Raw genomic sequence first — 21,909 nt, forward strand, 5'->3', positions numbered from 1 at the left:
CCGGCTCTTGATTTCGCTAGTTGACGGCACGCTTGATGTTGTAGACGACACACATCAGGACGATTTCACGGAACTCACGATACCAGCTTCGCGCACGCACGGCGTTGCCGAGCCTGCGCTTGATCACCGAGAAGACGGTCTCAGACAACGCTCTCTGGCCGTAGAGAGTCTCATGGATCCGCGCGTTATGCGCGTGATCGATGGGACGGAACTCTCGATGTTTGATCAGCGGTCTTACGTCCTCTTCCCGGAGCTTATCACGTAACCGTTGCCAGTCGTAGCCTTTGTCAGCGGCGAGGCTGTGCAACTTGCCCGCGTTGCGGCGGGCGAGTTGCCAGCCGATCTGCGTGTCGTGACGTTTCTCGGTCGTGCAGTGAACGTCGAGGACAGCTTGTGACGCTGTATCGACGAGAGCGGTTGTTTTGAGCGTCTGATCACGATAATTCGTCCGACGACAGTAGTGTTTGCTCGCGTTTTCGCGGTCGAAAAACGTCGCGTCCATCGCAGCGTGACCAGATGGCTCGTGCAGCTGCGCCGACAGGCGCAGCAGCACTCGCCAGACCGCCATCTTGATCCTGTCAAATGCTTCCACTAGCGTCGAGTGATCAGGAAGATCGGCCTTGAGAAGGCCGATCTCCGCCAGTATTTGTGGCATCTCACTCAAGAGATCGAGCGCTTCGCGGTAGGACTTCTCCAAGTAAATCCGCAGACAATGCAGCGAAACGACGGTGTAGTCGGCGAATCCGCCGCCACCCTGCGGGGCGGCGGATTCGCCTCGACCACCAACAGCATTTTTAGCCAACGTCACGACCTTCCCGATGAAGCGGGAGATTTTGGACATAGAGCATCCGCGGTTTCCCGCTTCAACTCCCTAGTTCTGACGGATCAACTCGACGTAGTCTGGCGATTCACCAGAGCCAACTTGGTTAAAATGTCTTATCAGTCACTTATTATTCTTTTCACATAGTGAAGGCCATTATGATATTTATATTATAAATGAAAGAGGTATTCGATTCTACCATGCAACCTCTCTACGACGTCATCAGCCAGAGTGGTGCAACGTACCTGGTCGATGTCGAAGAGTAGACGTACACCTGCCCCGATTTCGAACAGCACCAGCTAGATGGTGGTTGCAAACATCACCGGCGTACTGACCTCGAAATTCGAACTGGACTCGTTCCTGCACCAGATGGGACCTTCGTTCGATAACAGTTGCAGGATGCCATAGACAGTTCGCATACCGCCCCATGGCTACCTGACAAACGGTAAGTACAGACGAAGGCGTTACCGGAGCGGCTACAAATCTCACCAATAGCTGTCAATATCGCCGTGCTGCATACAGAGCGCGAGTTTCTTATTCAGATGAGGTCTCGTTGTCGGTGAGCCGGTATTTCAGGAAGTAGCCTACACCCCCGAGTACACCGAGAGCGCTGCCGAAGCCGAAACCGGGCATGTCGTCATTGTCCGTCTCACTATTCGATTCCTCATCAGAGGTGCCGGGCGATTCCTCATCAGAGGTGCCGGGCGATTCCTCATCAGAGGTGTCGTCCCGTGATCCATCACCTGATAGATCTTCGCCAGACCACTCGTGATGATGTCCGAGCGTTCCAAGTTGAACTCGTGAGTCCTCGCTGGTGCCCGCAAGGCCCGTATCCAGCGCGTATATTGCGTTGTTGTCACTCCCGACATAAACAACCCCATCCACTACTGTCGGCGATGACCGTATTGAATCTCCGAGATGTTGAACCCACCGTTGGTCGCCTGTATTTGCATCTAGCGCATACAGATTCCAATTCAAGGCCCCAATATAGACGGTGTCACCCGCCACCGTTGGCGAGGAGGAACTCAATTCACCCAGCTTGACGCGCCACTGTTGGGCACCAGAACTCGCGTCCAAGGCATACATAGCGCCATCGGGATAATCAGTTCCAATGAATACGGTTCCATCCATTACTGTCGGCGACGACCTTACCCAAGTGGCGTCGGTCTCGAAGACCCACTCTTGATCACCGGTAGCTCTATCGACTGCATAGACATTACCTTCATCATTTCCCACATAGACAGTCTGATTGGCCACCGTCGGGGACGAATTCACCTCACCAGCTGTTTCGAAGATCCACCGTTGATCACCAGTTGCCGTATCCAATGCGTAGACAGCCCCCGTCGCACTTCCGATGTACACAGTACCATCTACCACCGACGGCGATGAATGCATCGCCCAAACCTCAAACGTCCATTGTTGAGTCCCGTCTGCTGCATCCAACGCGTAGAGGTTGCCATCAAAACTACTAACATAAACAGTACCATTAAGGACTGTTGGCGATGAATTTACATTAGCGCCAGTTTCGAAGGCCCACTGCTGGTCTCCGGTTGCCGCATCCAGCGCATATACGTTGTTATCGACACTTCCTACATAGACAGTCCCATCAACAACTGTTGGCGATGAACTCACCCTTTCGCCAGTTTCGAATACCCATCGCCTGTCACCAGTTGTTGCATCTAATGCATAGAGGCTATTGTCGTTACTTCCAACGTAGACGGTATCATCAACCACTGTTGGCGATGAGCGCACCGAACCGTCAGTTCTGAAATTCCACAATCTTTCGCCGCTATCCGCCTCGGCAATTCCGGAAATCATGCTACCGGCACTGGACATTATACCAAGGTTTACAGATATCTTTAGGATTTGACGACGGTTCAAATTAAGGCCAGTCCTTTTAAGTAATTTATTTGATGTTTTCATTCACGTATACTTATTTGACTTCTATACTTACATTAAACCCTGGGAATTGGCAACAACCACTTCATGTTTATGAACTATCATTTTGGCGATATTCAGTTAATTCGATCGCTGCTCTGTTCCCTGCTTCCCTTACAGTGAGCAATTTTTCTCCACTCGATCGGGCACCAGCGACACACTCGCGTGCTGTATTTAACACGATTCGTTGGGCGTAATCTGAACCTGGCAGAAACTCCAGTGCTCACTTCGCACGTGTAGTGAACGGGTAGTTCAGTCCGAATTGGGCGAAAAGAATGCCATACGAATCGTCCTATGACACCCTCAGAATGCCAACCCAACCGATCGTTCCAGCGGGTTTGTAACCCCCAGAAGGGGCGACGGGGAAATCAACCAATTGCCTCGTCGGAGCAATTCATGGCCACAACAAACACGTCCAGCAACAGCTTCGATCGAGAAACAGATACCAATCAGACATCGTGTTCCGAGTGCGGCGGTGCGCTCATTACCGAAAACCGCGAGACACGGTGTCACGAGTGTGGGTTGATCGTCGACGAGTACCAGATCGATCACGGGCCAGAGTGGTTCACAACGTCCGAAAACACGAACCGACTTCGGACAGGCGCACCACTTACAGGAGGACGTCACGATCGAGGGTTGTCGGCCGAAATTGGCTGGCACACTGATGGACACGGAAACGTCCTCCCTGGTCGAAAACGACGCCAACTTAATCGGCTTCGTCGTGAACACCGACGCGCTCGATGGCGATCGAAGCGCGAGCGAAACCTTGCACACGGACTCGGCGAAGTTCGTCGGCTCGTGAGTGTACTCGAACTCACAGACTCGATTTGCGAGCAGGCCTGTCTGTTGTTCCGACAGGCTCACGATCGGGACCTCTGTCCGGGTCGATCGATCGAGGGTGTCGCTGCTGCGAGCGTCTACGCAGTCTGTCGGTGCAACGGCCTTGGACGCACGATCGACGAGATCAGTCAGTATGGGCAGTGTTCGCGAGCGCAGGTCGAGTGTTCCTACGCGGCGATGAACACCGAACTCGAATTGCCAGCATCAATTCCACGCCCACAGACCGTCCTCCCGCGGCTCACGACCGAACTCGCGGTACCAGACGCAGTTCAACATCGAGCACTCACGCTCGCGATAGTCGCAGAGGAGGTAGAGATCACGATCGGGTGCCATCCACACGGATTCGCTGCAGCCTGTCTGTACAGAGCAGGCCAAGAACTGGGGCACTGGCTCACACAACGAGAACTCGCTGACGTGGCCGGTACGTCGCCAACAACAATCCGAGCCCACCGCGATCGCCTGCTCGAACTCCTCGACGATCGGAAGTAGTTACCCCATAAGGTCGAAAGAGAACGCGCCGTGGGGTAACTCGTAGTGACAGCTAGACAAACGCCTCAGCCATTCGTTGATCGGTCCCGGCTTGAGTTTAAGTAGGAGAACGCGGCCTACGAAGAGCATCGGCCGCTCGGAGAGGCACTGCCCGGTGTAGATACCGCCCTCGAGGAAAAACGAGACCGCGACCTCCGTACTAGACAAGTGAGGTATGGAAGCAGAGAAATCGAAGAGCGCGAATCGGAGTCGGACTGTCGCTCATGTGGTGGAGGACGCGTTTCGCGGTGACGATGGCGAAACAAGCGACGACTGGACACTCGACGACGTCTACAGTGATCTTGCCGATTGGGCGACTCCCCGCGAGGAAGAGCACGCTACGAACGTGTCCGCCAACAACACGCCAGTACCGACCGCCAAGAAATATGACGTACGGCGAGTGACGCTGTAAGGAAGAAACGACTATTGGCTAGCGCGCGAGAGTCTCAGAATGTGACTGATGACGTCGCGTATCCTTCGGTCGAGCTCATTCTCGGTCTCCACGAGCAGATCGTTGAAGAAGGTGACGCCACAGAACCCGGAATTCGATCGGAGGACGCAATCGAATCTGCAGTGCAGTACGTCTCTGAAGGATACTTTGGGGAGGTTCCACAGACACTGCATGAAAAAGCGGTGCATCTGATGCGTCTTCTCGTTGCAGATCATCCCTTCGTCGACGGGAACAAGCGGACTGCACTCCGAACGGTGGTTGTCTTCTACATGCTGAACGGACACACGTTCGACTACGGCGACGAAATTCGGGCCTTACTGCACCGCTTTGCGACCGATGAAGCCGCCGTCGACACTGAAACCGCAATGATTTACTTCCGAGCGTGTGCTCGTCGCAACTGATAAAGGGACACAATGAGTACGTTCAATACAGAGATGGCGTCCAGCACCGATTCCTCGGCGACGGTCGACGAAGAAGTCCGCCGACTGTACGAGCGGTATCAGGCGGCCGAGAGCGACGACGAACGTCACGGGATCGCCCTCGAGATGGGGAAGCTTGACGGACGCCGCCACGCAGACATCTACGCAGCGCTCGAAGACGAGTAACTCACCAGGATTCTCAGCGCCTCCTTAGCTATCGGCGGCTGCTTTACGACCCAGTGAACAATTCCCCCTGAAACTGACAAATGTCAGAATTTTCTACCTAATATAATCGATTCACGCTCTCATACGTCCCGCTTCCGAACTCCTCAAGCAATTTCGCTACTTACCAGAACGGTTTCTCATCCCCGGAGGGGTGAGGGGAATATAGACTCCCCTCACTGACTATGAGTTCTGAACCACCAACACCGAAACTGGGGGTCGGCTACAAGACGCCTCGAGAGATAACGGCCACGTCACGGGAGTCTCGTCGACACCTTCCTGTTCCAAACGACCGTAGCAGAGTCTCGATCGTCTCGTACGTGGAGTGGATTCTGATCGAACTCACACATGAAGGCCTCGCTGCCGAGTATCGGTCGTCACATCTCTGGGACACTAGACGCACACAGTATACCGCAGAGAATCCTCGAGGAGAGGTCTTCTCAAAACAGCACTACGATGCTCGAGTTGGTTGGCATACCGAGACACTCGATCGGGAGGAACTTCGAACAGAGCTCGTGAACAGATTGGAACGATCTCGTCCAGAGACATCAGATCCGGATCTCGATGCACTGTGTCGGTGTGACCGTTTCGTGCTCAAACCGATCAGACAACTTCCTCAGCGGGAGAATACGAAATAATTTGGAGGCATACCAAACTATTGGTCCAAGGCGACTTTAGAGCGTCCAATGAGCAATCAATCACGTTCGTGGCCAGCGGAGATGGACGCTGCTGACCGCGTCAGGCATGTTGCGTTGACTCGAACGACGCCACAAAATCAAGCACTCTATGTTGTTTCCAACCACATCACTTATTGTGTTGTGGGACGTAACAACGACCGATGGCAGACGATGATGAGGGTGCTAACCAACTCATCGAAGTGACGAAGGATTTCGGCGAGACGTATGCCGAAGTGCAGGCGTGGGCAGTTCCGCCATCTGACCGGTATCCCGACGGCATAAAATACTCAATGCAGTATGGCACCACCGACGGTAGAACCATCATCCGGTACGACAACTTCCCGGACCACCCCGGGGCAGCACCCCACCACAAACACCTGTCAAACGGTGAAATCGAGGACATCGAGTTCAGCGGTCTCGAAGCACTCTACGACCGATTCAAACAGGAGGTACGTGATCATGGAGAACACTGGTAACCCAACTGACGGCGACCGAACAATGTACATCCGATTCCAGAGCGGCGATGAAGATGGGCTACGAGATGCCCTTCGCGCGCTTGATCGCGGTGAGACACCTGAGCCTCATTTTGAGGTGATCTTCGACGATCCAGACGATATCCACCGCGTCACCCGTCCAAAGAACCTGGAACTACTCCGAACGATTGTACAACATGAGCCAGAGAGTATTCGCGAGGCAGCGCGACTTGTCGATCGGGACGTCCGCCAGGTCCACACGAACCTTGAGGAACTCGAATCGCTCCATCTAATTCACTTCGAAGAGGACGGGCGACGCAAGCGGCCGACGGTTTGGTACGACTCCCTCGAGGTGGATCTCCCGCTGCGCGCTCCGGACGTGGCTCGAGACGAAGCGAACGCATGACTCGAGTGTCGACCTACGCGTTGCGTGAATCTTCTCTGACCGTTATTTCGACAATCTCTCCAGGTTCGAGTTCTACCGGATCTAGAAGCTGGAGAAATTGATCTCCTTCTGTTCCGCTCAACACACGAGCCCTAACTGTCTCCTCGGAACGCTCGAGTTTCGTGTCAATTGCATCGAGTCGAGCCAGGAGTTCTGCCTCAAGAGACTGTTCTTCGAGTGATTCCGTTTCTGCAGGAAGCGTCTCAGTGTCAGATGCCATAGCATCGGAGTTCGTCGACGCATATGGATCTGCCGCAGTCCGTGCAAACGTTTCCTCGAGGGCGTCGAGGTTGATGCCCTCGGCCTCGAGATCGATCGATTCGCACCGGTTGACATCCAGCGAGGCATCAGCCTCAAGAGACTGTTCTTGTACTGCCTCCCAGTGGCGTCTGCGAATCCGTCTCGCAGTTGCTTCCGCGATCCACCCGGGAGCGTTCCAGCGCCCATCTTCGTAGAGTCGGTGGACGTCCTGGTCGTTTGTTCCCCAAGTAAAACACCGATCGAAACGGCGCTGAAATCGGTTGAGTGTATCGCCTCTCGCGTGTTTGATCACGACCTCTATCGGGGCGAGTGAGTGGACGACGTCGTCGATGGTCCCGAGTGTTGGGTGGTTGGACAGTCGGATCGACTGTGTCGTACATTGGGTGTTCGAGATGCCGTCACCATTGTCTGTCGCGAGCTGGATGAACAGTGCCCCTGGATCGTCGTCGATGGCCTCGAGAAGTCGACGAGAGCTTCCGGTCGTTGGCGACTCTGGCCTTGTGATCGTCACGCTTCCATCTTCGAGCACCTCATCAGGTCGCTCGAACACTTCGTGGGGAGTGACCGCTGGCAGATCATATCCAAGTGCACTGTACACTTTGGCAGCCTGTCCGACGATGGTGATCGGCAACTCGCGCTCGAGTTCCGTCACAACGCGGGCGAGTACCGTCGCGTAGTGGACGCCAGTGAGCGAACTCGTTGCGACCACGACCCGTGAGCCGGCAAACGCACGCTCGAGCACCGTCTCGAGTGACTCGTTGAGCGCGGTCGTGTACGAATCATCGCTCGAGACGTTCAGCAACACACAGTCGATATCGAACGGGTAGGAGGTCTCGAGCCCTGAAAAACCGGCACACGGTCGCGTCGTGAAATCACCGGTGACGAGGAGGTGTTGCTCACCACTGAGGGGGCCGTCACTCGAGTTCTCGTCACGAAATCTAAGTATAAATCCAGCTGCACCAGGTGTGTGCCCGGCCGAAATCGGTCGAACCTCAAGTGTAGATAGGATCGACGTCCACTCGTCGATCGGTTCGAGGGCCTCGAGCGCAGTTGAGATGTTGCCAAGGTCGTTATCCTTCTGGGCTTCAGGTAACGCCTGTTCGAGAATCGCCGCCGTCGCGGGCGAGGTGTAAATGGGGGCACTGTGGTGAACGTTTCCCGCGAGTGTTCGGTAGTGATCGATGTGGGCGTGGGTAAGCAAAATGGCGTTCAGATACTCGTCGTCTTCGAGCATGGATTCGACATCGACACCATCACCAGCATCGACAAGAACGCACGCAGGCGTGCCATCGTCGGTGGTGAAGCGCAGGAGCGTCGACTCGTTGCCGCTGTGGACGTTCGCATGTTGATAGGAGACACGCATACGTGGAGGATAACTTCAATTCACAGTTGTATGAAGTTCAGCTTTCACCTTAGATGGAGCGGACATACGTAGAAGTCACTCACTCATGGTGTGAGGATAGACCTGTTCGTGTTCCCATCTGGTGCTACCCTGTGAAGACTGAAAGCCCCTGACGCATTCGAGTCCCGCGCCTGGCGAGACGCACGCGTCTCGCTGGCCTTCGCTCGTTTTACTCACGAAGATCTCGCTGCGCTCCTCACACAGTTCAGTGCTTGCGTCGTCGGGGTTCCCCGAGCGCGCCAGCCCCTTTCGGCCCCACCCACGTGGACCAATCAGTTGGCTGTAGAGGTTGGTTGTTCCCTCCTCAGAGACGGCACGTTCCGCTCGCCGCTTCTGACCTCCACTCACTCTCGCTCTTCGGATGCCAGTATTAAGCGCGCTTTCGGTCATCGCTCGCGCTCAGACGCGAAAACGGCTTAAAACTGGCCGCTCGCTCCGATTGAAGCGCCGCGCGTTACTGGTTGGATCTGTCATCGGCGCGTCTCGCTTGCGCCTTCGTAAGCGCCCTGACGGGCGCGAGCGAGACGCGTGTGATGGATGAGTTGGACAGTGAGAGAGCCAGGGCTGGAGAGTCGTGGTGTCGGAAAGACGCCGAGTGAGCGCCTTTGGATAGGTATCCAATGTCTAGTAAGAAGTCCGTTAGTAAGGTCGTTTCGGTCGATGAACAGGCGTACGAGCAGGAAGCGGGTCGAGCGGAACACGAGGACGTCGTCGATGAGACTCCAGAGTTCCGGGCAACTGTGGAGATGGAGATTCAGGCGAAGGTCGATGCGAACCACCCAGACGGGATCGTCGACAGGAGCGACGGGCAGAGCGAACGAGAGCCGTGATTGAACAGGCACAACGTGATCAGCGGCCGGTCAAAGAAGTCGATCCTCGAGAGGAACTCGGACGAGCGGAGTTGGGACAAGTCAATCGGCAGGCACAGCGGTTGTCAGAGAACGTCAACGGTGGGTACACACGATCGGTGATCGGGAAGCGGATCGCGAGTCGGGTTCTCGAGGGCACGGACATGTTCGAGGCAGTGATGGATACCAAAGAAGAGCTGCAACACGAGGCCGGGACAATCGTGCCGATCGGGAGACTTGAATCGATCAGGAGAGGCGAGGTCAGTGTAGAAGGTCGTGTACTCGAACTGTGGGAGCCCTCATGTCCAAGCATGCAGCAGGTTGGATTGCTCGAAGACGGGACGGGACGAGCGAAGTTCACGATCTGGAAGGCGAGCAGGCAAACGATCGTGCAGGAAGGTGAGCTGGTTCGGTTCAGGGCGGCTGCGAAGAACTGGTACAATGGCCGGTGTTCGATCGCGCTAATTCGATGGTCGGAAATCGTGTTCCCAGAGCGCGGCCAATGGTTGAAGTAACTGGAAGAGGTCTTTTTTTAGTGCCCGATCACCCACTACCCGCCACCCCACCCACCTCCACGTTCCGGGCAGCTCACGGCCTACAACCGTTTTGCTGCCGGGCTTTCGCAAATACGTCCAAAATTACATCAGCTAGGTTTGTTAAACCCCTCAGAAAATGATAAATACTGACTGCTGAATATAGAGCATGGATGCAGCACGACGGGTTCGGTTGTTTCAAGTCAAAACCATTGATCGCTCTACTCAACTGTTCCGCGTATTGACTATAACAGTACGATGAATGAGATGCTGATGGCGTGCGTTTGAACAGCGGGACGCTGAACGTGAACGGCGAGTATTCGCCTACCCCGATTACGGGTTAGAACGGGAGTCCATGCTGAATGCCACGCCCTTCAGGGCGTGGTAGCTTACTAACGGCCCTGTCAGTTCTTTCGTACTCAATTCCTGTGGGTAGAAACGAAAGTGGTCTGAAAGAGAGTGATGAGTCAGTTTTTGTACTCTTCGACCTGAATGACTTTTCTGGTCTCTGTGTGAGTGAGATCACCGTCTCCAGAGACGACAGGCGCGTCCAGCTCGCGACCTACGGCTGCAATCAGCGCGTCTGGCCCATCGAGGTAGGGACCTCCAGGCGCGATTTCGTCTGCAATTTCGCCAGCCATTGTCGCCGTTCGCTCATCAACAGTGTAGACTTCGGCCCAAGAGAGGTCTGCACGTGCACCGTCGACATCGCCGTTCGGGAGATTCCCTTCGCCAACAAGGACCTCTGCGTACGCTGGGACAGGCATTACCCAGCGGACATCAGCACCACCTGCGGATTCATAGAAATCGCGGGTCTCCCCAAGACCATCCAAATAGTCGATCAGAAACGACGCATCAAGGACCTTCATGCGCTGTTCTCGGCTCGTCGTCGCATCCGCTTTTTCCGCTTCTCTTTGGCTTTCTGGCGCGCCTCGCGGACGCTCTGTGCTTCCTCGTCAGACCAGCGACCAAATCCGTCGTAGAAGTCGCCCACGACCTTCTCGCCAAGCACACGCTCAAGGACATCGTTGTAACTCTCGCCTTCGCGCTTCCGTTTCTCCAGTTCGCGTTTCACCGTATTACTCACACGGATCTGCTCATCAGCCGTTCCCATCTTGCGTTGACATTCGCGTTGACGCTATTTCGGTCTTTGGTCAGTCTCGATCGGACAATCTCATCGACAACCGATCGAGGCGCTCCTGTGCAGACTCCTTGCGAGACTGTGTGACTTCAGGAATGTATTCGGCTTCGCAGAGTTCGCTTGCTTCAACAGCGATCTCGAGAACTGCCTCTTCGTGCTGAGCCCCTGGTGGCAACGTCGTTACGTCGACGTCGAGTTGGTCGACGGTCTCGTCGTCCTCTTCGAGCAAGAGCACCGCTGTCTGTCCCTCGACGATCCGATGATCGTCGCGGTGTAGGTTTCGGTCATTAGCCGACTAGTAGTGCTGTAGGCGAGTCAATCCAGTGGGTGAACGAGGCCTGTGTGTCGTCATCGTCTGCTGGTTTCTCCTCAAGAAGATCCGCAGCATCTGTCGAGAATTCGTGTTCCGTCTCGAGCTCGACATCGCTCCCGTCAGTCGTGAGTACGACGTCGCCATGAACGGCGGTCCAGTACGTTTCGATCCCCCGATCGGTTCGAGTTCCTCGGCGACGGTCGTGGTGATCGTACCCCGGTCGATGTCGGCGTCCTCCTCGCGAACGACTTTTAGGCCGAGTTCGATTCGTCCTTCAATATCCTGCATGGCGCGTCTGAACGCCGTCTGTGCGCCGCGAAGGACGTTTCTCAGCTCTGGATCGCCTTTGAATACCATTCCGAACTGCATCGGGATGATCGTCCGACCGCCGTCGTATGCCATGATCTTCCGGAGGACATCGTCGTGTCGCTGCGCGACCGAATCACCGGCTGGCTCGAGGCCGAGCAACTATTTCACTTGATCGAACCGACCGACTGCGGAAAGACAGCACCCTCGAATTTTCGCGTCTAAACACACCCCTGCTGAAGTGATCTCGCGGTTCTCAAGTAACAGCCGACGTGAATCACCTTGGGGTTAATCTACGGGGCGTTCTCCTAGTTCGCTTATAAAGACTTTCTTCGGTTCGCCTTCGCAAGACCGAATACCGTGAAAGTACCAGCACTACGGTTAACCGCCCTACAGGAAAACCAGACCGTGTGAGAGCTACAAATAATGCCAAACGACGTGCTTCTGATCGAGAAAAGAAGCAGCTACTCCCGACCTCCTCGATCGTCTCTCGAGTTTTGGTTCGAGGATTGAAAGGGGGGGCTCATCGCAACAGCCGTCATGACGCTGTATCGGTGGCCGATTTTTCGCGCCCTTCCACCGACAGCCGAGTTTTGGGCCCAATTTGTCGGAGACGGAGAAGCTGATCAGTATCTCGTTCAGGGGTTAGTTCTCCACTTTCTCTACGGCGCCGGTGGCGGAGTGATCTTTGGCCCGGTCTTTGCCGTCCTCGATCGCCGGACACGTCTCGATCGAGAGCGATTAGGCCTCGTTACCGGACTCGTGTACGGCCTCGCGTTATCGATCTTTGGCCATCGTGTCATCTTTCGGTATATTCTCAACCAGGAGCTGGAGGACGATGAGGTGCTCGTATTTCACGTTGGACATGCGATTTACGGAGTAACACTCGGTACGTGGTTCGGATCCCGCGAACGCTTCGGCGAGGTCTACGATTGATCGGATTCGTTCCCTCGCTGAATCATAGATGTCCACGGACATACCAAGACCACTCATCCTGTGGTCCGGATGTGAGTGGTTCCATGCTATTGCACCGTCTAAGCTTATACTCTCAAGAGACCCTATTCAGACGCTTATGACGGACCCGATGAATAAGCTAACAGAAGTCGACGTCCATGACGAACTTCGAGTGGTGCTCCTCAACGGTACCTCAGTTGAAGGTAGAGCCGGACCTGTTGACTACGTGCCTGAAGATCACCTCCGAATCGAGATCAAAAAAGAAGATGAGACAGACACGACTCGATACGAGATCAGCGCGATGTACGTCGACGGTGAATGGGAACGTCCTCAAGTCCGAAGATACAAGCACGATGTTGAAGAAGATGAGTGGATATCTGTAGGGAAGGTTGGAGAGGCCAAGATCACAGAACGCGATCGAGGTAGTGACCACGCTTGATAGAAATTAAGAGTAGTTTTTGACGTTCGTCGAACCTCTTTACTGAGGAACTCGATATCGTTTTCTCGCCTAAGCATATTTATGTAGACGGAGATGGAGTGGAGAAGCGGAAACGGAGCGTGGTAGCGACGGCTAAGAAGTCTGTGTATACCACAAAGCAGGACCAACTCACTTCGAGATGTCTTATTCCAGGGCAACCGCCTCAGTGGGACGAGCTTGGCTCACTTTTCCTTAGGATGGTTGCGGAGCAAGTGTTCCTCGAGTTGTTCGCCATACTCGAGCTCGTCATGGCACACAGGACACTCGAAAGTCAGTTTCGTTGCCACACTAAGGTCAGATTCTACCTTCTCAAAAGAAGATAGCTCGCAATTGTATGCACGAACAATTTGTATTAGCCACCGATGATCGATCACTACGCAAATGATAAATACCAAATTGTGCCGAATTCAGCCCGAATGAAAGGCAGTGACTGCGATAACTGTCTACTTTGGATTGGTTATGACCACACTGTCTAGATAAGTGAAACTGCAAGACGTGAAATCGTGGAGGTGTAGCGAAACCTGTGACATTATTCTTGTCCTCACTTCGTGGGGATGACGTCTCAACAGGCCGTCGAGGCGCCAACCAGTTCGAGCACCCGATGTTGGTGATGGAGGACTTAACGTACACGAGTCCCAAGCGTATAACGGACGGAGGAGAGTTTCCATTAACCACTTTCTCTGTACTGACCGATTCCTACACTACCTGTACTGAGCGATCACCACCTTCGCAAACCGGACCCGATCTCGTACGACATTCGCGCTGTGTATCTCGCACGCCTCGCACAACCCATTCAGAAACTGGTAGAAAGTGCGTGCAAGATACAGAGGTTGGATGCAGCACGCCAACTATGTTCGATTCAGTCTGGATCGGCTGAAACAGCCGTTAGGTACGACTGCGTATTGACCGGGCCGATATCTCAACTGGATCAACTCTCGTGGGACTGTGCTGGGATCTCGTAGGCCGACGCCCACTTGAGCATCGGTTCCAAGGCAGCCTGGAGTTCGTGACCGCGGTCGGTCAGCTCGTATTCGACGCGTTGGGGCACCTCGTTATACTGCGTTCTCGTCGCCAGTCCATCGTCGACGAGTTCATGCAACCTGTTTGAGAGCGTCGAACTGCTTGCTTTCGGGAGGTGCGCTTCGAGTGTCACAAAACGCATCGGGCCGTGGGAGTCGATGACGCTGATCGTCTCGAGAGCGTACTTGTTGGCAAGGAGATCGAGCGTACCGATGAGCGGCTCGTAGTAGGTGATTTCCGGCTCGTCACAGCCACAACCACATCCAGTAGAGTCCATAAACTGACTAAGAGCGGCCGGGAGTATACCTGTTTTCTACCCTTCGCTTTGGCGGATCGAAGCGGCTGTTGGCTGCCGAACCGACTGTGGGACGGGGGACTGGACCTATAATCCGGTCCGTAACCGATTACCTGTCAATGACAGACGATTCGGTTCGCTCGAACGAATCGACCGACACGATACCTCCGACCGAGGACGCTGTCTCGGGTCCGGATCACGACGTTTCGTTCCGCGAGGCGTTCTGGATCTGGGTGCAGGTCGCCGCCTACAGCTTCGGCGGTCCCGCCGGACAGATCGGCGTGATGCACAAACTGCTCGTCTCACAGAAGCGCTGGATTAGCGAACGTCGCTTCCTCCACGCGATGAATTACACGATGTTGCTACCGGGACCGGAGGCACAACAACTCGCGACGTACATCGGCTGGCTGTTGCACCAAACGAAAGGCGGGATCGTCGCTGGAACGCTGTTTATCCTCCCCGGATTCGTCTCGATCCTCGTACTTAGCATCCTCTACGCGGAGTTCAGGGAGGTGACGACCGTCGAGGCGATCTTCTTCGGTCTGCAGGCTGCCGTCCTCGCAATCGTCGTCGAGGCCCTGATCAGAATTGGCTCTCGAGCGCTGGCAAACGCGGCCATGGTCGCCATCGCAGCGGGGGCATTCATCGGTATCTTTGTCTTCGACATCTTGTTTCCGATAATCATTCTCGCCGCGGGGCTCGTCGGCTTCTTCGGCCATCGATACGCACCGGAAGTATTTACCGTCATCACGGGTCACGGTGTCGATGAGAGTGACGAAGACAAGGAGGCTGAAACGTTCAAAAGTGAGGATGAATCGATCCTTGACGATCAAGGCGAACAGATAGCAAGCGATGAGAGCGAAACTGCGGCCGTCATCTCGGACGAGCTCGTTGCAGACCATGAACGACCGTCAACGTGGCGGGCCGCTCGCGTCACCGCCCTCTGGGGGGCGCTCTGGTTCGGCCCGCTATTGGGTCTCTACCTCGTTCTGGGCGCCGGCCACATCTTTACTCAGGAAGGGATCTTCTTCAGCCAGGTGGCGGTCGTCACCTTTGGCGGCGCGTACGCCGTACTCGCCTACATCGCTCAGGAGGCTGTCGCAACCTACGGCTGGCTCCAGCCGGGCGAGATGATCGACGGCCTGGGGATGGCTGAGACGACGCCCGGCCCGCTCGTGCAGGTCGTCCAGTTCGTCGGCTTTATGGGTGCCTACAGAAATCCGGGAATGCTCGATCCGCTCGTCGCCGGTATCCTGGGTTCGGTCGTCGTCACCTGGGTGACGTTCGTTCCCTGTTTCCTCTTCATCTTCCTCGGTGCGCCGTACATCGAGTACCTCCGCGGAAAAGAATCTCTGACGGCAGCCCTTTCGGGGATCACCGCCGCCGTCGTCGGTATTATTCTTAACCTCGCCGTCTGGTTCGGCCTCCACGTCCTCTTCGAGGATCATTGGACATACGACGGGTACGGGATGGACCTCCTCGTCCCCTTCTTCGAGACGCTCGACGTTGCCGCGCTGGTGATCGTTGTTGGCTCGTTCGTAATGATCTTCCGGTTCAAACAGGGAATGCTCCGAACACTCGGTATAGCGATGGCCGCCGGTTTGTTCTATCATCTCGTGTTGCTTGCATGATCGGGCGTGTCCCCGGACTCATGCGGTTGCCTGTCTGCGCTCGCACGATCGGTCTCCCTCTGCGCGTGTAACCGACCGATCCCCACTTCCCGCTCGAGCGAGCCAGAGTCTGTATCGACAATGACTCCGACTCCAAAATTCCAGACGCGAAATCTTGGACGGGTCGTCGACGGCGACCGTCTCCTCGAAGAGGTCTCAGTGTCGATCCCCGAATCGACCGTCCTCGTCGTCGTCGGTCCGTCAGGAGCGGGGAAATCGTCGTTCCTCAGACTACTCAACCGCCTCGACGAGCCTACCGAGGGGACGGTCCTGCTCGATGGCGAGAATTACCAGGACCTGCCCCCGAGAGACCTCCGTCGACGCGTCGGACTCGTTCCACAGGATCCCGCGCTCGTCCCCGGATCCGTCTTCGATAACGTCGCTCGTGGCCCGCTCCTCCGAGACGAGCCGATCGACGAGACGCACCTCGCGGAATTGCTCGAGCGCCTTGGACTCACCGGCTACGAGGACCGCGACGTCGAGGTGCTTTCGGGCGGCGAGAAACAGCGCGTCGCGATCGCTCGTACTCTGCTGAACGAACCCGACGTCCTCCTGCTCGACGAGCCGACCTCCCACCTCGATTCAGAAGCAGAAGAGCGCGTGGAGGCGCTTCTCGTCGATCTCATCCGTGAGCTCGATCTCACCGTCGTAATGGTTACCCACGACGAGGATCAGGCGCGACGAATCGGTGACCATGTACTGGTTCTTCGGGACGGCCACGTCGACCGCGTCGGTCCGGCCGAAGAGGTGTTGGCTTGATGGACGCCGTACTCGAGGAGTTCCTCGAGCAATTCGCCGGTCCAGTTCTCCTCACGGGGCTCGCACAGGTCGCCGTCGCGGCCGTCCTCGCCGCGCTCGTAGTTGGACTCTCACATCTTCGAGGGCTGACGCTCGAGCGCGAACTCGGCGTTGCCCTCGTCAGGGGGCTGGTCCAGATCGTCGCGATGGGATCGATCGTCGGCGTGTTGCTGACAGTGAACTTCGTCTGGAGCGGCGTCATCCTGCTGGGTATGATGCTCGGAGCGACATGGATCTCGAAGGACCGCGGCGAGGGATTGCCAGGTGTCGTCCGGGTTTCGTTCTTTGCGATCGTCTTCGGGTCGGGGCTTGTGATTGTCACGATGACGCTCGCCGGCGCGATCGAGGCGACGGTTCGGAACCTCGTCCCCGTTGGAAGTATGATAATCGCGAACGCTATGCAGATCAACTCGCTCGCACTAGACCGGTTCAAGAGCGAAATCGCATCGAACCGGGCGGAGATTGAAGCAGGACTGGCGCTCGGAGCGTCGCCGACGGCCGTGATCTCTCGGCACGTCGAGACGGGAGTCCAAGCGTCTCTCATCCCGGTGATTGACTCGCTGAAGAGCCTGGGCTGGGTCTGGATCCCAGGAATCATGGCTGGGATGATCCTCGCCGGCGAGAATCCGATCTACGCGGCGCTTTATCAGTTCGTCATTATGGCAATGATTTTCGCCGCCGGCGGGTTGACGAGTATGACTAGCAGCCTGTTGATCGGGAAGTACGCCTTCACCGACGCCGAACAGTTGCGCGACGTCGAGGCGGACTCAAGTAGCTGAACCTCTGGCGCAGACGTCATTTGACATCGTTCTCCTGTACTGAGCGTACAGCCTCTTGGATTGATCGTCCTCGGTTCGTGATGCATTCGCGCGGTCTATTCGGCAAGACTCCTAAAATACGTCACAGATCAATGATTTCAACAGAGCACATCAGTCACAATTCCGTAAATTTACTTGACGACCTCCCATAGAATCGGCCATGTACGACCTGACCGGGTTTCAGCGTGATCTCCTGTACGTGGCTGCTGGACTCAATGAGCCTCACGGACTCGCGATCGAGAGCGTCGACCACGTCGAGAGCAAGGAGAACCAAAGGATGAGGATCGATTACGAAGTGAGACGCGAGGGTCGCGGTATCCGCCCAGGCGTTGGAGCGACAAAAACACGAGGCCAACGGGAACGAACGCGTACTCAGTAGCGAATTGCCGCGTCGAAGATGCCGGCCGTTTGACCGACGCCAACGAGCGCGAGTCCGACGAGCGCGGTCATCTGGACGTTCCAGATCAGGGCGGCAGCGTAGAGCGCTGCACCGAGCAGACAGCCCACAGTACCGGCTGCGTAGATCAGGGTTCCCTCGCTGACCCGCCGCCCGGTCTCGACGAAACCGGCCGCCGGCAACAGCATCCAGCCGAAGAGGGCGGCGGCTGCGAGCGTCGGATTCACCGGCTCGAGCCAGAGCCCGACGACCCCACAGAGTGTGGCGACCGACCCAACGGCGATGATCAGCCACCACGTCCGCAGGACACCATCGCGCATATCGGCGTAACCGGTTGCCGCAAAGCCAATCAGCAGGGTTCCCATCACTACGTGGGCGATAAAGAGCGTGTGCTCGGTGACGACCTCAAGGTGGGCGGCCATCACGAACGTCCAGGCCAGCGGGACCAGCCCGGCCGGGCCGATCTCTCGAGCGCGTCTGAACATGCTGTACCGGTGTTTACCGGCGTTGTCATAAATGCGTATCCGATCCGGTAGCGGACACCCAATGTGTGTCTCGAGTCTGTCGCTCGCTACTACTGTGTCGGTGCCGTCACGACCGTTGCATCCTCGATTCGGAGTGGCTATCGAGCCCGATGGCCAGTTCGACGAATACTAACGGTCTAGATATCGATTTCGGCACTGCCAGATTCCACTTCATTCCTGACATGACTCCAGGGGACAGTCCGAAGAACCTCCAATGGGGTTTCCGACGGCTAGTGGGCAGAAGAGAAAACAGGGACCCACGATCGTCTCACCCCACCCTCTGAAATTCGTCGGCCAGTACAACGGCCCCTGGTGTCCCCGGATCGTCTCCAGAGTGCTTGCAGTCTCGATCGCCACTGGATAACAACGTAAGGGAGCGTCGTTTTGTAAACGGAACTCGTTACCGAAGTATGAGAAATCGTCCGGAGGAACTCGCAGGCGTGAGCCACATGACCTGCCGCGGGCAAACCGCGCTGATTACAGGTTCGACGAGTGGCATCGGGCGTGCTGCTGCCCTTGCGCTTGGCCGACTCGGCGCTAATGTAATCGTGCACGGACGAGATGTGAACGCTGGTAAGTCCGTCGTCAACGAACTGGAGACGATCGGTGTCAAGGCGACGTTCATTCCGGCTGACTTTACAGATATCGACGCCGTTCGAGAACTCGCCAGGACAGTTCGGTCGGAAACTGATAGTCTCGATTACCTGTTCAACAACGCCGGCGGGTATTTCCGGACAGGTCGACTCACGGACCTGGGTGTCGAGTACACGTTTCACATTAATCACGTCGCACCGTATCAGTTGACCACGGCCCTGCTCGACCACCTCACCGACGATGCCTGCGTCGTAACGACATCTTCGGCAGCACATCGCGGTGTCTCACTGGAACTGGATCGTGTCGAAACTTTCGAGTCATATTCCTCGATGTGGGCTTACAGCCACTCGAAACTCGCGAATATCCTCTTTTCCCGGGAACTCGCGCACCGGGTCGAAGCTACGGACCACTCGATCAGATCGAATAGCCTCCATCCAGGAGCCATTCCGGGAAGCAACTTCGCCCGGTTCCTGCCACGACCGCTTCCAGCGCTCATCTCGACACTCGATATGGTTCCCGGTATCACATCGGTTGTCGACGGCGCTGCAGAACTGCTGTACGTTGCTCTCTCATCCGAAGCCGCGGATGCCACTGGCCAGTATTTTGCGAACCAGTCGACCAGAACCCCTTCGCGTGCGGCTCGGAACGACGACGCTGCACGCCGTCTTTGGGAACAAAGTGCAACCCTCCTCGACATCGATGAACCGCTTGCGGCGGTCGGCGAGGACATCAATGCTCCGTCAGAGTGATTGACTCGAGGTGGCGGAGGCGGACCGGGGGGCGATGTCAGGGTCGATCTCGTGGCGATCGTGGCTGTACTCGAGCAGTGCCTGAATGACGATTCGGCGTCTGCGAGTGGTCGCGAAGACATCACTGTCGTTCGCTGCGGCTATTGTTATAAACCCACGTCCGTATGCGATATTCAGATGAATACAGATGCAGTATCCCGAATCAGTAGTCTTCAACCTATAAAGTGAGGTGCCATTTCCGACCTTGTTTCGCCGATTCGATAGTGACCCCGTCGAAGTTAGTGAAGGCTTCAAAAAGAACATACAGCAGTCGCTTCGCTCGAGATGTAACGCCAAAAACGCAGTCGGCAACATCGTGCCTAGGGTGCAGTGGGACACTCGTCGTAGCGAACCGAGAAACACGGTGTCAAGCGTGTGGGTCGATCGTCGACAAAGATTACGACGACTAGTCTGGGCGATTGATGCGGCAAAACGTACAAGTCATTATCGTGCTAATCATTAGATAGAGTATGACCTTTTACGATCGGGACGACGAACTCGATATATTGGAGGCTGCGTTCGATTCTCCCGACTACGAGTTCTATGTCGTCTACGGACGGCGTCGTGTCGGGAAAACAGAGCTCCTCAAAGCGTTCTGTACCGATCGACCACATATCTACTTCCTTGCAGCTCAGGAGGCCGAACACCGCCAGCGTGAGAAGTTCGTTGAACAGGTTGCCAGTACGTTTGGCGACCGAGTCCCGCGCATCGATGGCTGGGATGACGCATTCGAGTATCTCGGTGAAAAGCTCGCATCGGAGCAACGTGTCGTCGTCATCGATGAGTTTCCCTATTTGGTTGGAGAAAACGACTCGGTGCCGTCGTACATGCAGGCGTTCGTCGACGAGCAGCTCCAACACACAGACTCCGTGCTCGTACTCTGTGGGTCGAGTGTGAGCACCATGGAGTCCGAAGTGCTCGGTCACAAAAGTCCGTTATATGGTCGTCGAACAGGCCAGATCGATCTGCAACCGTTTTCGTTCTACCAGGCCCGCGAGGTTATCTCGTACGGTCTCGAAGACGCGATTCGATCGTATTCGATCACGGGCGGCACACCGATGTATCTCACTCTCTTCGACTACGACGAGTCTCTCGCCGAAAACATTCAGTCACAGATCCTTTCACCGACAGCTGTCCTCTACAACGAACCGGAGTTCCTGTTGCGGACCGAGTTGCGAAATCCCGCTCGGTATATGAGCATCCTCGAGGCAATTGCGTTAGGCCATACGACGCCAAACGAGATTTCGGGTGCAACGGGAGTCGATCCGGGCCCGCTATCGAAGTACCTCCAGACACTCCGGCAACTACGACTCATCGATCGCGACGTGCCAGTTACCGCCTCCGGACAGAAATCCAAACGCTCCCGATATCGTGTTGCCGATGAGTTCCTTCGATTCTGGTTCCGATACGTCGAGCCAAACCGTTCGAGCATTGAAGAAGCGCCGGCGGTCGTATTCAGTGGGACGATCGAGCCTGATCTTCCCACACACGTCGCAACTACATTCGAGGATATCTGTCAGGAAGCCATCTGGGAGGCGATCCGACGCGGCATCATGGAGCCATACTCGGAGGTCGGTCGATGGTGGTATGGTAAAGAAGAGGTCGATGTCGTCGGTCTCGCTCCAGAGGACGATCGCATCCTGCTTGCGGAGTGCAAGTGGACCGCAGATCCTGTTGGGCATACACTCGTCGAAAGCCTTCGAACGAAGGCTGAAAACGTTCGGTGGGGACCAGGAAATCGAGACGAACAGTTCGCCCTCTTTTCGAAAAGCGGGTTCGTTGATGGACTTGAAAGTGACCTCAGCGATAGCTGGTCGCTCTTCGATCTCGAAGACCTCACGACGCTTTTTTCGACTACGTGAATCCTGTGTTGCAAGGTCTAGCTCCTCGAGTCGATCGAGACTCGCTCAGACATCGTCGGATCGAAATTCAACTCGAGAGCCGACAGACAGTACC

General features: G+C 55.9%; 22 protein-coding genes and 5 pseudogenes. 18 read left to right on the forward strand and 9 right to left on the reverse strand.

Going from position 1 to position 21,909, the window contains the following annotated elements:
* Positions 1-16: 16 nt before the first annotated feature.
* Positions 17-841 (reverse strand): IS5 family transposase, encoded by an 825-nt coding sequence (locus AC6I6L_RS17470; protein ID WP_497919058.1) that lies wholly within the window; start codon positions 839-841, stop codon positions 17-19.
* 176 nt (positions 842-1,017) lie between these two features.
* Here AC6I6L_RS17470 and AC6I6L_RS17475 point away from each other — a divergent pair.
* Positions 1,018-1,209, forward strand: a pseudogene (locus AC6I6L_RS17475) (hypothetical protein); the annotation flags it as partial.
* Between the two features lie 145 nt (positions 1,210-1,354).
* Here AC6I6L_RS17475 and AC6I6L_RS17480 read toward each other — a convergent pair.
* Positions 1,355-2,743, reverse strand: a complete 1,389-nt coding sequence (locus tag AC6I6L_RS17480) for a beta-alanine-activating enzyme beta-propeller domain-containing protein (RefSeq protein ID WP_497919059.1) — start codon at positions 2,741-2,743, stop codon at positions 1,355-1,357.
* A gap of 411 nt (positions 2,744-3,154) precedes the next feature.
* On the opposite strand from AC6I6L_RS17480, the pseudogene AC6I6L_RS17485 reads away from it, so the two are divergent.
* The 8 genes and pseudogenes from AC6I6L_RS17485 to AC6I6L_RS17520 form a co-directional block, all read left to right on the forward strand.
* A pseudogene (locus AC6I6L_RS17485) lies at positions 3,155-3,274 on the forward strand (transcription initiation factor IIB family protein); the annotation flags it as partial.
* 148 nt (positions 3,275-3,422) lie between these two features.
* Positions 3,423-3,560, forward strand: coding sequence for a hypothetical protein (locus AC6I6L_RS17490; protein WP_497919215.1), 138 nt, complete (start codon positions 3,423-3,425; stop codon positions 3,558-3,560).
* A complete protein-coding gene (locus AC6I6L_RS17495; protein WP_497919202.1) occupies positions 3,557-4,087 on the forward strand; it encodes a transcription initiation factor IIB in 531 nt (176 codons plus the stop codon). Before AC6I6L_RS17490 ends, AC6I6L_RS17495 begins: the two co-directional genes overlap by 4 nt.
* Before the next feature lie 492 nt (positions 4,088-4,579).
* Complete coding sequence (locus AC6I6L_RS17500) at positions 4,580-4,978, forward strand: type II toxin-antitoxin system death-on-curing family toxin (RefSeq protein ID WP_497919060.1); 399 nt, start codon at positions 4,580-4,582, stop codon at positions 4,976-4,978.
* A gap of 33 nt (positions 4,979-5,011) precedes the next feature.
* Complete coding sequence (locus AC6I6L_RS17505; protein ID WP_497919203.1) at positions 5,012-5,182, forward strand: hypothetical protein; 171 nt, start codon at positions 5,012-5,014, stop codon at positions 5,180-5,182.
* 221 nt (positions 5,183-5,403) lie between these two features.
* Positions 5,404-5,856, forward strand: a complete 453-nt coding sequence (locus AC6I6L_RS17510; protein WP_497919061.1) for a DUF8030 family protein — start codon at positions 5,404-5,406, stop codon at positions 5,854-5,856.
* 200 nt (positions 5,857-6,056) lie between these two features.
* Positions 6,057-6,371, forward strand: a complete 315-nt coding sequence (locus tag AC6I6L_RS17515) for a toxin-antitoxin system TumE family protein (RefSeq protein ID WP_497919062.1) — start codon at positions 6,057-6,059, stop codon at positions 6,369-6,371.
* Positions 6,355-6,774, forward strand: coding sequence for an HVO_A0114 family putative DNA-binding protein (locus AC6I6L_RS17520; RefSeq protein ID WP_497919063.1), 420 nt, complete (start codon positions 6,355-6,357; stop codon positions 6,772-6,774). Before AC6I6L_RS17515 ends, AC6I6L_RS17520 begins: the two co-directional genes overlap by 17 nt.
* A gap of 13 nt (positions 6,775-6,787) precedes the next feature.
* Here AC6I6L_RS17520 and AC6I6L_RS17525 read toward each other — a convergent pair whose 3' ends face one another.
* Positions 6,788-8,437: an MBL fold metallo-hydrolase gene (locus tag AC6I6L_RS17525; protein WP_497919064.1), complete on the reverse strand. Its 1,650-nt coding sequence runs from the start codon at positions 8,435-8,437 to the stop codon at positions 6,788-6,790.
* Positions 8,438-9,096: 659 nt separating this feature from the next.
* Between AC6I6L_RS17525 and AC6I6L_RS17530 the strand changes: the two are divergent.
* A pseudogene (locus AC6I6L_RS17530) lies at positions 9,097-9,839 on the forward strand (DNA-binding protein).
* 485 nt (positions 9,840-10,324) lie between these two features.
* On the opposite strand, the gene AC6I6L_RS17535 reads toward AC6I6L_RS17530, so the two are convergent.
* From AC6I6L_RS17535 to AC6I6L_RS17550, 4 genes and pseudogenes are all read right to left on the reverse strand, one after another.
* Positions 10,325-10,726, reverse strand: coding sequence for a PIN domain-containing protein (locus tag AC6I6L_RS17535; RefSeq protein WP_497919065.1), 402 nt, complete (start codon positions 10,724-10,726; stop codon positions 10,325-10,327).
* Positions 10,723-10,971, reverse strand: coding sequence for an antitoxin VapB family protein (locus AC6I6L_RS17540; RefSeq protein ID WP_004216260.1), 249 nt, complete (start codon positions 10,969-10,971; stop codon positions 10,723-10,725). Before AC6I6L_RS17540 ends, AC6I6L_RS17535 begins: the two co-directional genes overlap by 4 nt.
* A 40-nt stretch (positions 10,972-11,011) precedes the next feature.
* Positions 11,012-11,286, reverse strand: a pseudogene (locus tag AC6I6L_RS17545) (DUF3006 domain-containing protein).
* 7 nt (positions 11,287-11,293) lie between these two features.
* Positions 11,294-11,755: pseudogene (locus AC6I6L_RS17550) on the reverse strand (GvpL/GvpF family gas vesicle protein); the annotation flags it as partial.
* A gap of 387 nt (positions 11,756-12,142) precedes the next feature.
* Between AC6I6L_RS17550 and AC6I6L_RS17555 the strand changes: the two are divergent.
* Together AC6I6L_RS17555 and AC6I6L_RS17560 are read left to right on the forward strand one after the other, a co-directional pair.
* Positions 12,143-12,553, forward strand: a complete 411-nt coding sequence (locus AC6I6L_RS17555) for a hypothetical protein (protein ID WP_497919204.1) — start codon at positions 12,143-12,145, stop codon at positions 12,551-12,553.
* Between the two features lie 28 nt (positions 12,554-12,581).
* Positions 12,582-13,010: a hypothetical protein gene (locus AC6I6L_RS17560; protein ID WP_497919066.1), complete on the forward strand. Its 429-nt coding sequence runs from the start codon at positions 12,582-12,584 to the stop codon at positions 13,008-13,010.
* A 967-nt stretch (positions 13,011-13,977) separates the two neighbouring features.
* Here AC6I6L_RS17560 and AC6I6L_RS17565 read toward each other — a convergent pair.
* Complete coding sequence (locus tag AC6I6L_RS17565) at positions 13,978-14,346, reverse strand: winged helix-turn-helix transcriptional regulator (RefSeq protein WP_497919067.1); 369 nt, start codon at positions 14,344-14,346, stop codon at positions 13,978-13,980.
* 137 nt (positions 14,347-14,483) lie between these two features.
* Between AC6I6L_RS17565 and AC6I6L_RS17570 the strand changes: the two genes are divergently transcribed.
* From AC6I6L_RS17570 to AC6I6L_RS17585, 4 genes are all read left to right on the forward strand, one after another.
* Positions 14,484-15,995, forward strand: coding sequence for a chromate transporter (locus AC6I6L_RS17570; RefSeq protein WP_497919068.1), 1,512 nt, complete (start codon positions 14,484-14,486; stop codon positions 15,993-15,995).
* A gap of 120 nt (positions 15,996-16,115) precedes the next feature.
* Complete coding sequence (locus AC6I6L_RS17575; protein WP_497919069.1) at positions 16,116-16,793, forward strand: ABC transporter ATP-binding protein; 678 nt, start codon at positions 16,116-16,118, stop codon at positions 16,791-16,793.
* On the forward strand, positions 16,793-17,611 hold the full coding sequence (locus tag AC6I6L_RS17580) for an ABC transporter permease (protein ID WP_497919070.1): 819 nt from the start codon (positions 16,793-16,795) through the stop codon (positions 17,609-17,611). The genes AC6I6L_RS17575 and AC6I6L_RS17580 overlap by 1 nt, the downstream gene beginning before the upstream one ends.
* 199 nt (positions 17,612-17,810) lie before the next feature.
* Entirely contained in the window at positions 17,811-18,029 is a 219-nt protein-coding gene (locus AC6I6L_RS17585; RefSeq protein ID WP_497919071.1) for a PadR family transcriptional regulator, read from the forward strand.
* On the opposite strand, the gene AC6I6L_RS17590 is transcribed toward AC6I6L_RS17585, so the two are convergent.
* Positions 18,023-18,532, reverse strand: coding sequence for a hypothetical protein (locus AC6I6L_RS17590; protein WP_497919072.1), 510 nt, complete (start codon positions 18,530-18,532; stop codon positions 18,023-18,025). The two genes, AC6I6L_RS17585 and AC6I6L_RS17590, sit on opposite strands and share 7 nt — an antisense overlap.
* Before the next feature lie 488 nt (positions 18,533-19,020).
* Here AC6I6L_RS17590 and AC6I6L_RS17595 point away from each other — a divergent pair, with 488 nt between their 5' ends.
* Positions 19,021-19,914 carry an SDR family NAD(P)-dependent oxidoreductase gene (locus AC6I6L_RS17595; protein ID WP_497919205.1) on the forward strand — a complete coding sequence of 298 codons (894 nt, stop codon included), beginning with the start codon at positions 19,021-19,023 and terminating at the stop codon, positions 19,912-19,914.
* 509 nt (positions 19,915-20,423) lie between these two features.
* Positions 20,424-21,815, forward strand: a complete 1,392-nt coding sequence (locus tag AC6I6L_RS17600) for an ATP-binding protein (protein WP_497919073.1) — start codon at positions 20,424-20,426, stop codon at positions 21,813-21,815.
* The last annotated feature ends 94 nt before the right edge of the window (positions 21,816-21,909 follow it).

The organism is Halosolutus sp. DAT137, assembly GCF_059736405.1.

Excerpts from the sequence above, each read along its gene's own strand:
- AC6I6L_RS17575 (WP_497919069.1), top strand. The coding sequence starts at position 16,116 with ATGACTCCGACTCCAAAATTCCAGACGCGAAATCTTGGACGGGTCGTC.
- AC6I6L_RS17600 (WP_497919073.1), top strand. The coding sequence starts at position 20,424 with ATGACCTTTTACGATCGGGACGACGAACTCGATATATTGGAGGCTGCG.
- AC6I6L_RS17565 (WP_497919067.1), bottom strand. The coding sequence starts at position 14,346 with ATGGACTCTACTGGATGTGGTTGTGGCTGTGACGAGCCGGAAATCACC.
- AC6I6L_RS17490 (WP_497919215.1), top strand. The coding sequence starts at position 3,423 with ATGGACACGGAAACGTCCTCCCTGGTCGAAAACGACGCCAACTTAATC.
- AC6I6L_RS17590 (WP_497919072.1), bottom strand. The coding sequence starts at position 18,532 with ATGTTCAGACGCGCTCGAGAGATCGGCCCGGCCGGGCTGGTCCCGCTG.
- AC6I6L_RS17520 (WP_497919063.1), top strand. The coding sequence starts at position 6,355 with ATGGAGAACACTGGTAACCCAACTGACGGCGACCGAACAATGTACATC.
- AC6I6L_RS17470 (WP_497919058.1), bottom strand. The coding sequence starts at position 841 with ATGTCCAAAATCTCCCGCTTCATCGGGAAGGTCGTGACGTTGGCTAAA.
- AC6I6L_RS17535 (WP_497919065.1), bottom strand. The coding sequence starts at position 10,726 with ATGAAGGTCCTTGATGCGTCGTTTCTGATCGACTATTTGGATGGTCTT.
- AC6I6L_RS17595 (WP_497919205.1), top strand. The coding sequence starts at position 19,021 with ATGACCTGCCGCGGGCAAACCGCGCTGATTACAGGTTCGACGAGTGGC.
- AC6I6L_RS17570 (WP_497919068.1), top strand. The coding sequence starts at position 14,484 with ATGACAGACGATTCGGTTCGCTCGAACGAATCGACCGACACGATACCT.
- AC6I6L_RS17480 (WP_497919059.1), bottom strand. The coding sequence starts at position 2,743 with ATGAAAACATCAAATAAATTACTTAAAAGGACTGGCCTTAATTTGAAC.
- AC6I6L_RS17585 (WP_497919071.1), top strand. The coding sequence starts at position 17,811 with ATGTACGACCTGACCGGGTTTCAGCGTGATCTCCTGTACGTGGCTGCT.
- AC6I6L_RS17505 (WP_497919203.1), top strand. The coding sequence starts at position 5,012 with ATGGCGTCCAGCACCGATTCCTCGGCGACGGTCGACGAAGAAGTCCGC.
- AC6I6L_RS17515 (WP_497919062.1), top strand. The coding sequence starts at position 6,057 with ATGGCAGACGATGATGAGGGTGCTAACCAACTCATCGAAGTGACGAAG.
- AC6I6L_RS17525 (WP_497919064.1), bottom strand. The coding sequence starts at position 8,437 with ATGCGTGTCTCCTATCAACATGCGAACGTCCACAGCGGCAACGAGTCG.
- AC6I6L_RS17580 (WP_497919070.1), top strand. The coding sequence starts at position 16,793 with ATGGACGCCGTACTCGAGGAGTTCCTCGAGCAATTCGCCGGTCCAGTT.
- AC6I6L_RS17510 (WP_497919061.1), top strand. The coding sequence starts at position 5,404 with ATGAGTTCTGAACCACCAACACCGAAACTGGGGGTCGGCTACAAGACG.
- AC6I6L_RS17560 (WP_497919066.1), top strand. The coding sequence starts at position 12,582 with ATGTCCACGGACATACCAAGACCACTCATCCTGTGGTCCGGATGTGAG.
- AC6I6L_RS17540 (WP_004216260.1), bottom strand. The coding sequence starts at position 10,971 with ATGGGAACGGCTGATGAGCAGATCCGTGTGAGTAATACGGTGAAACGC.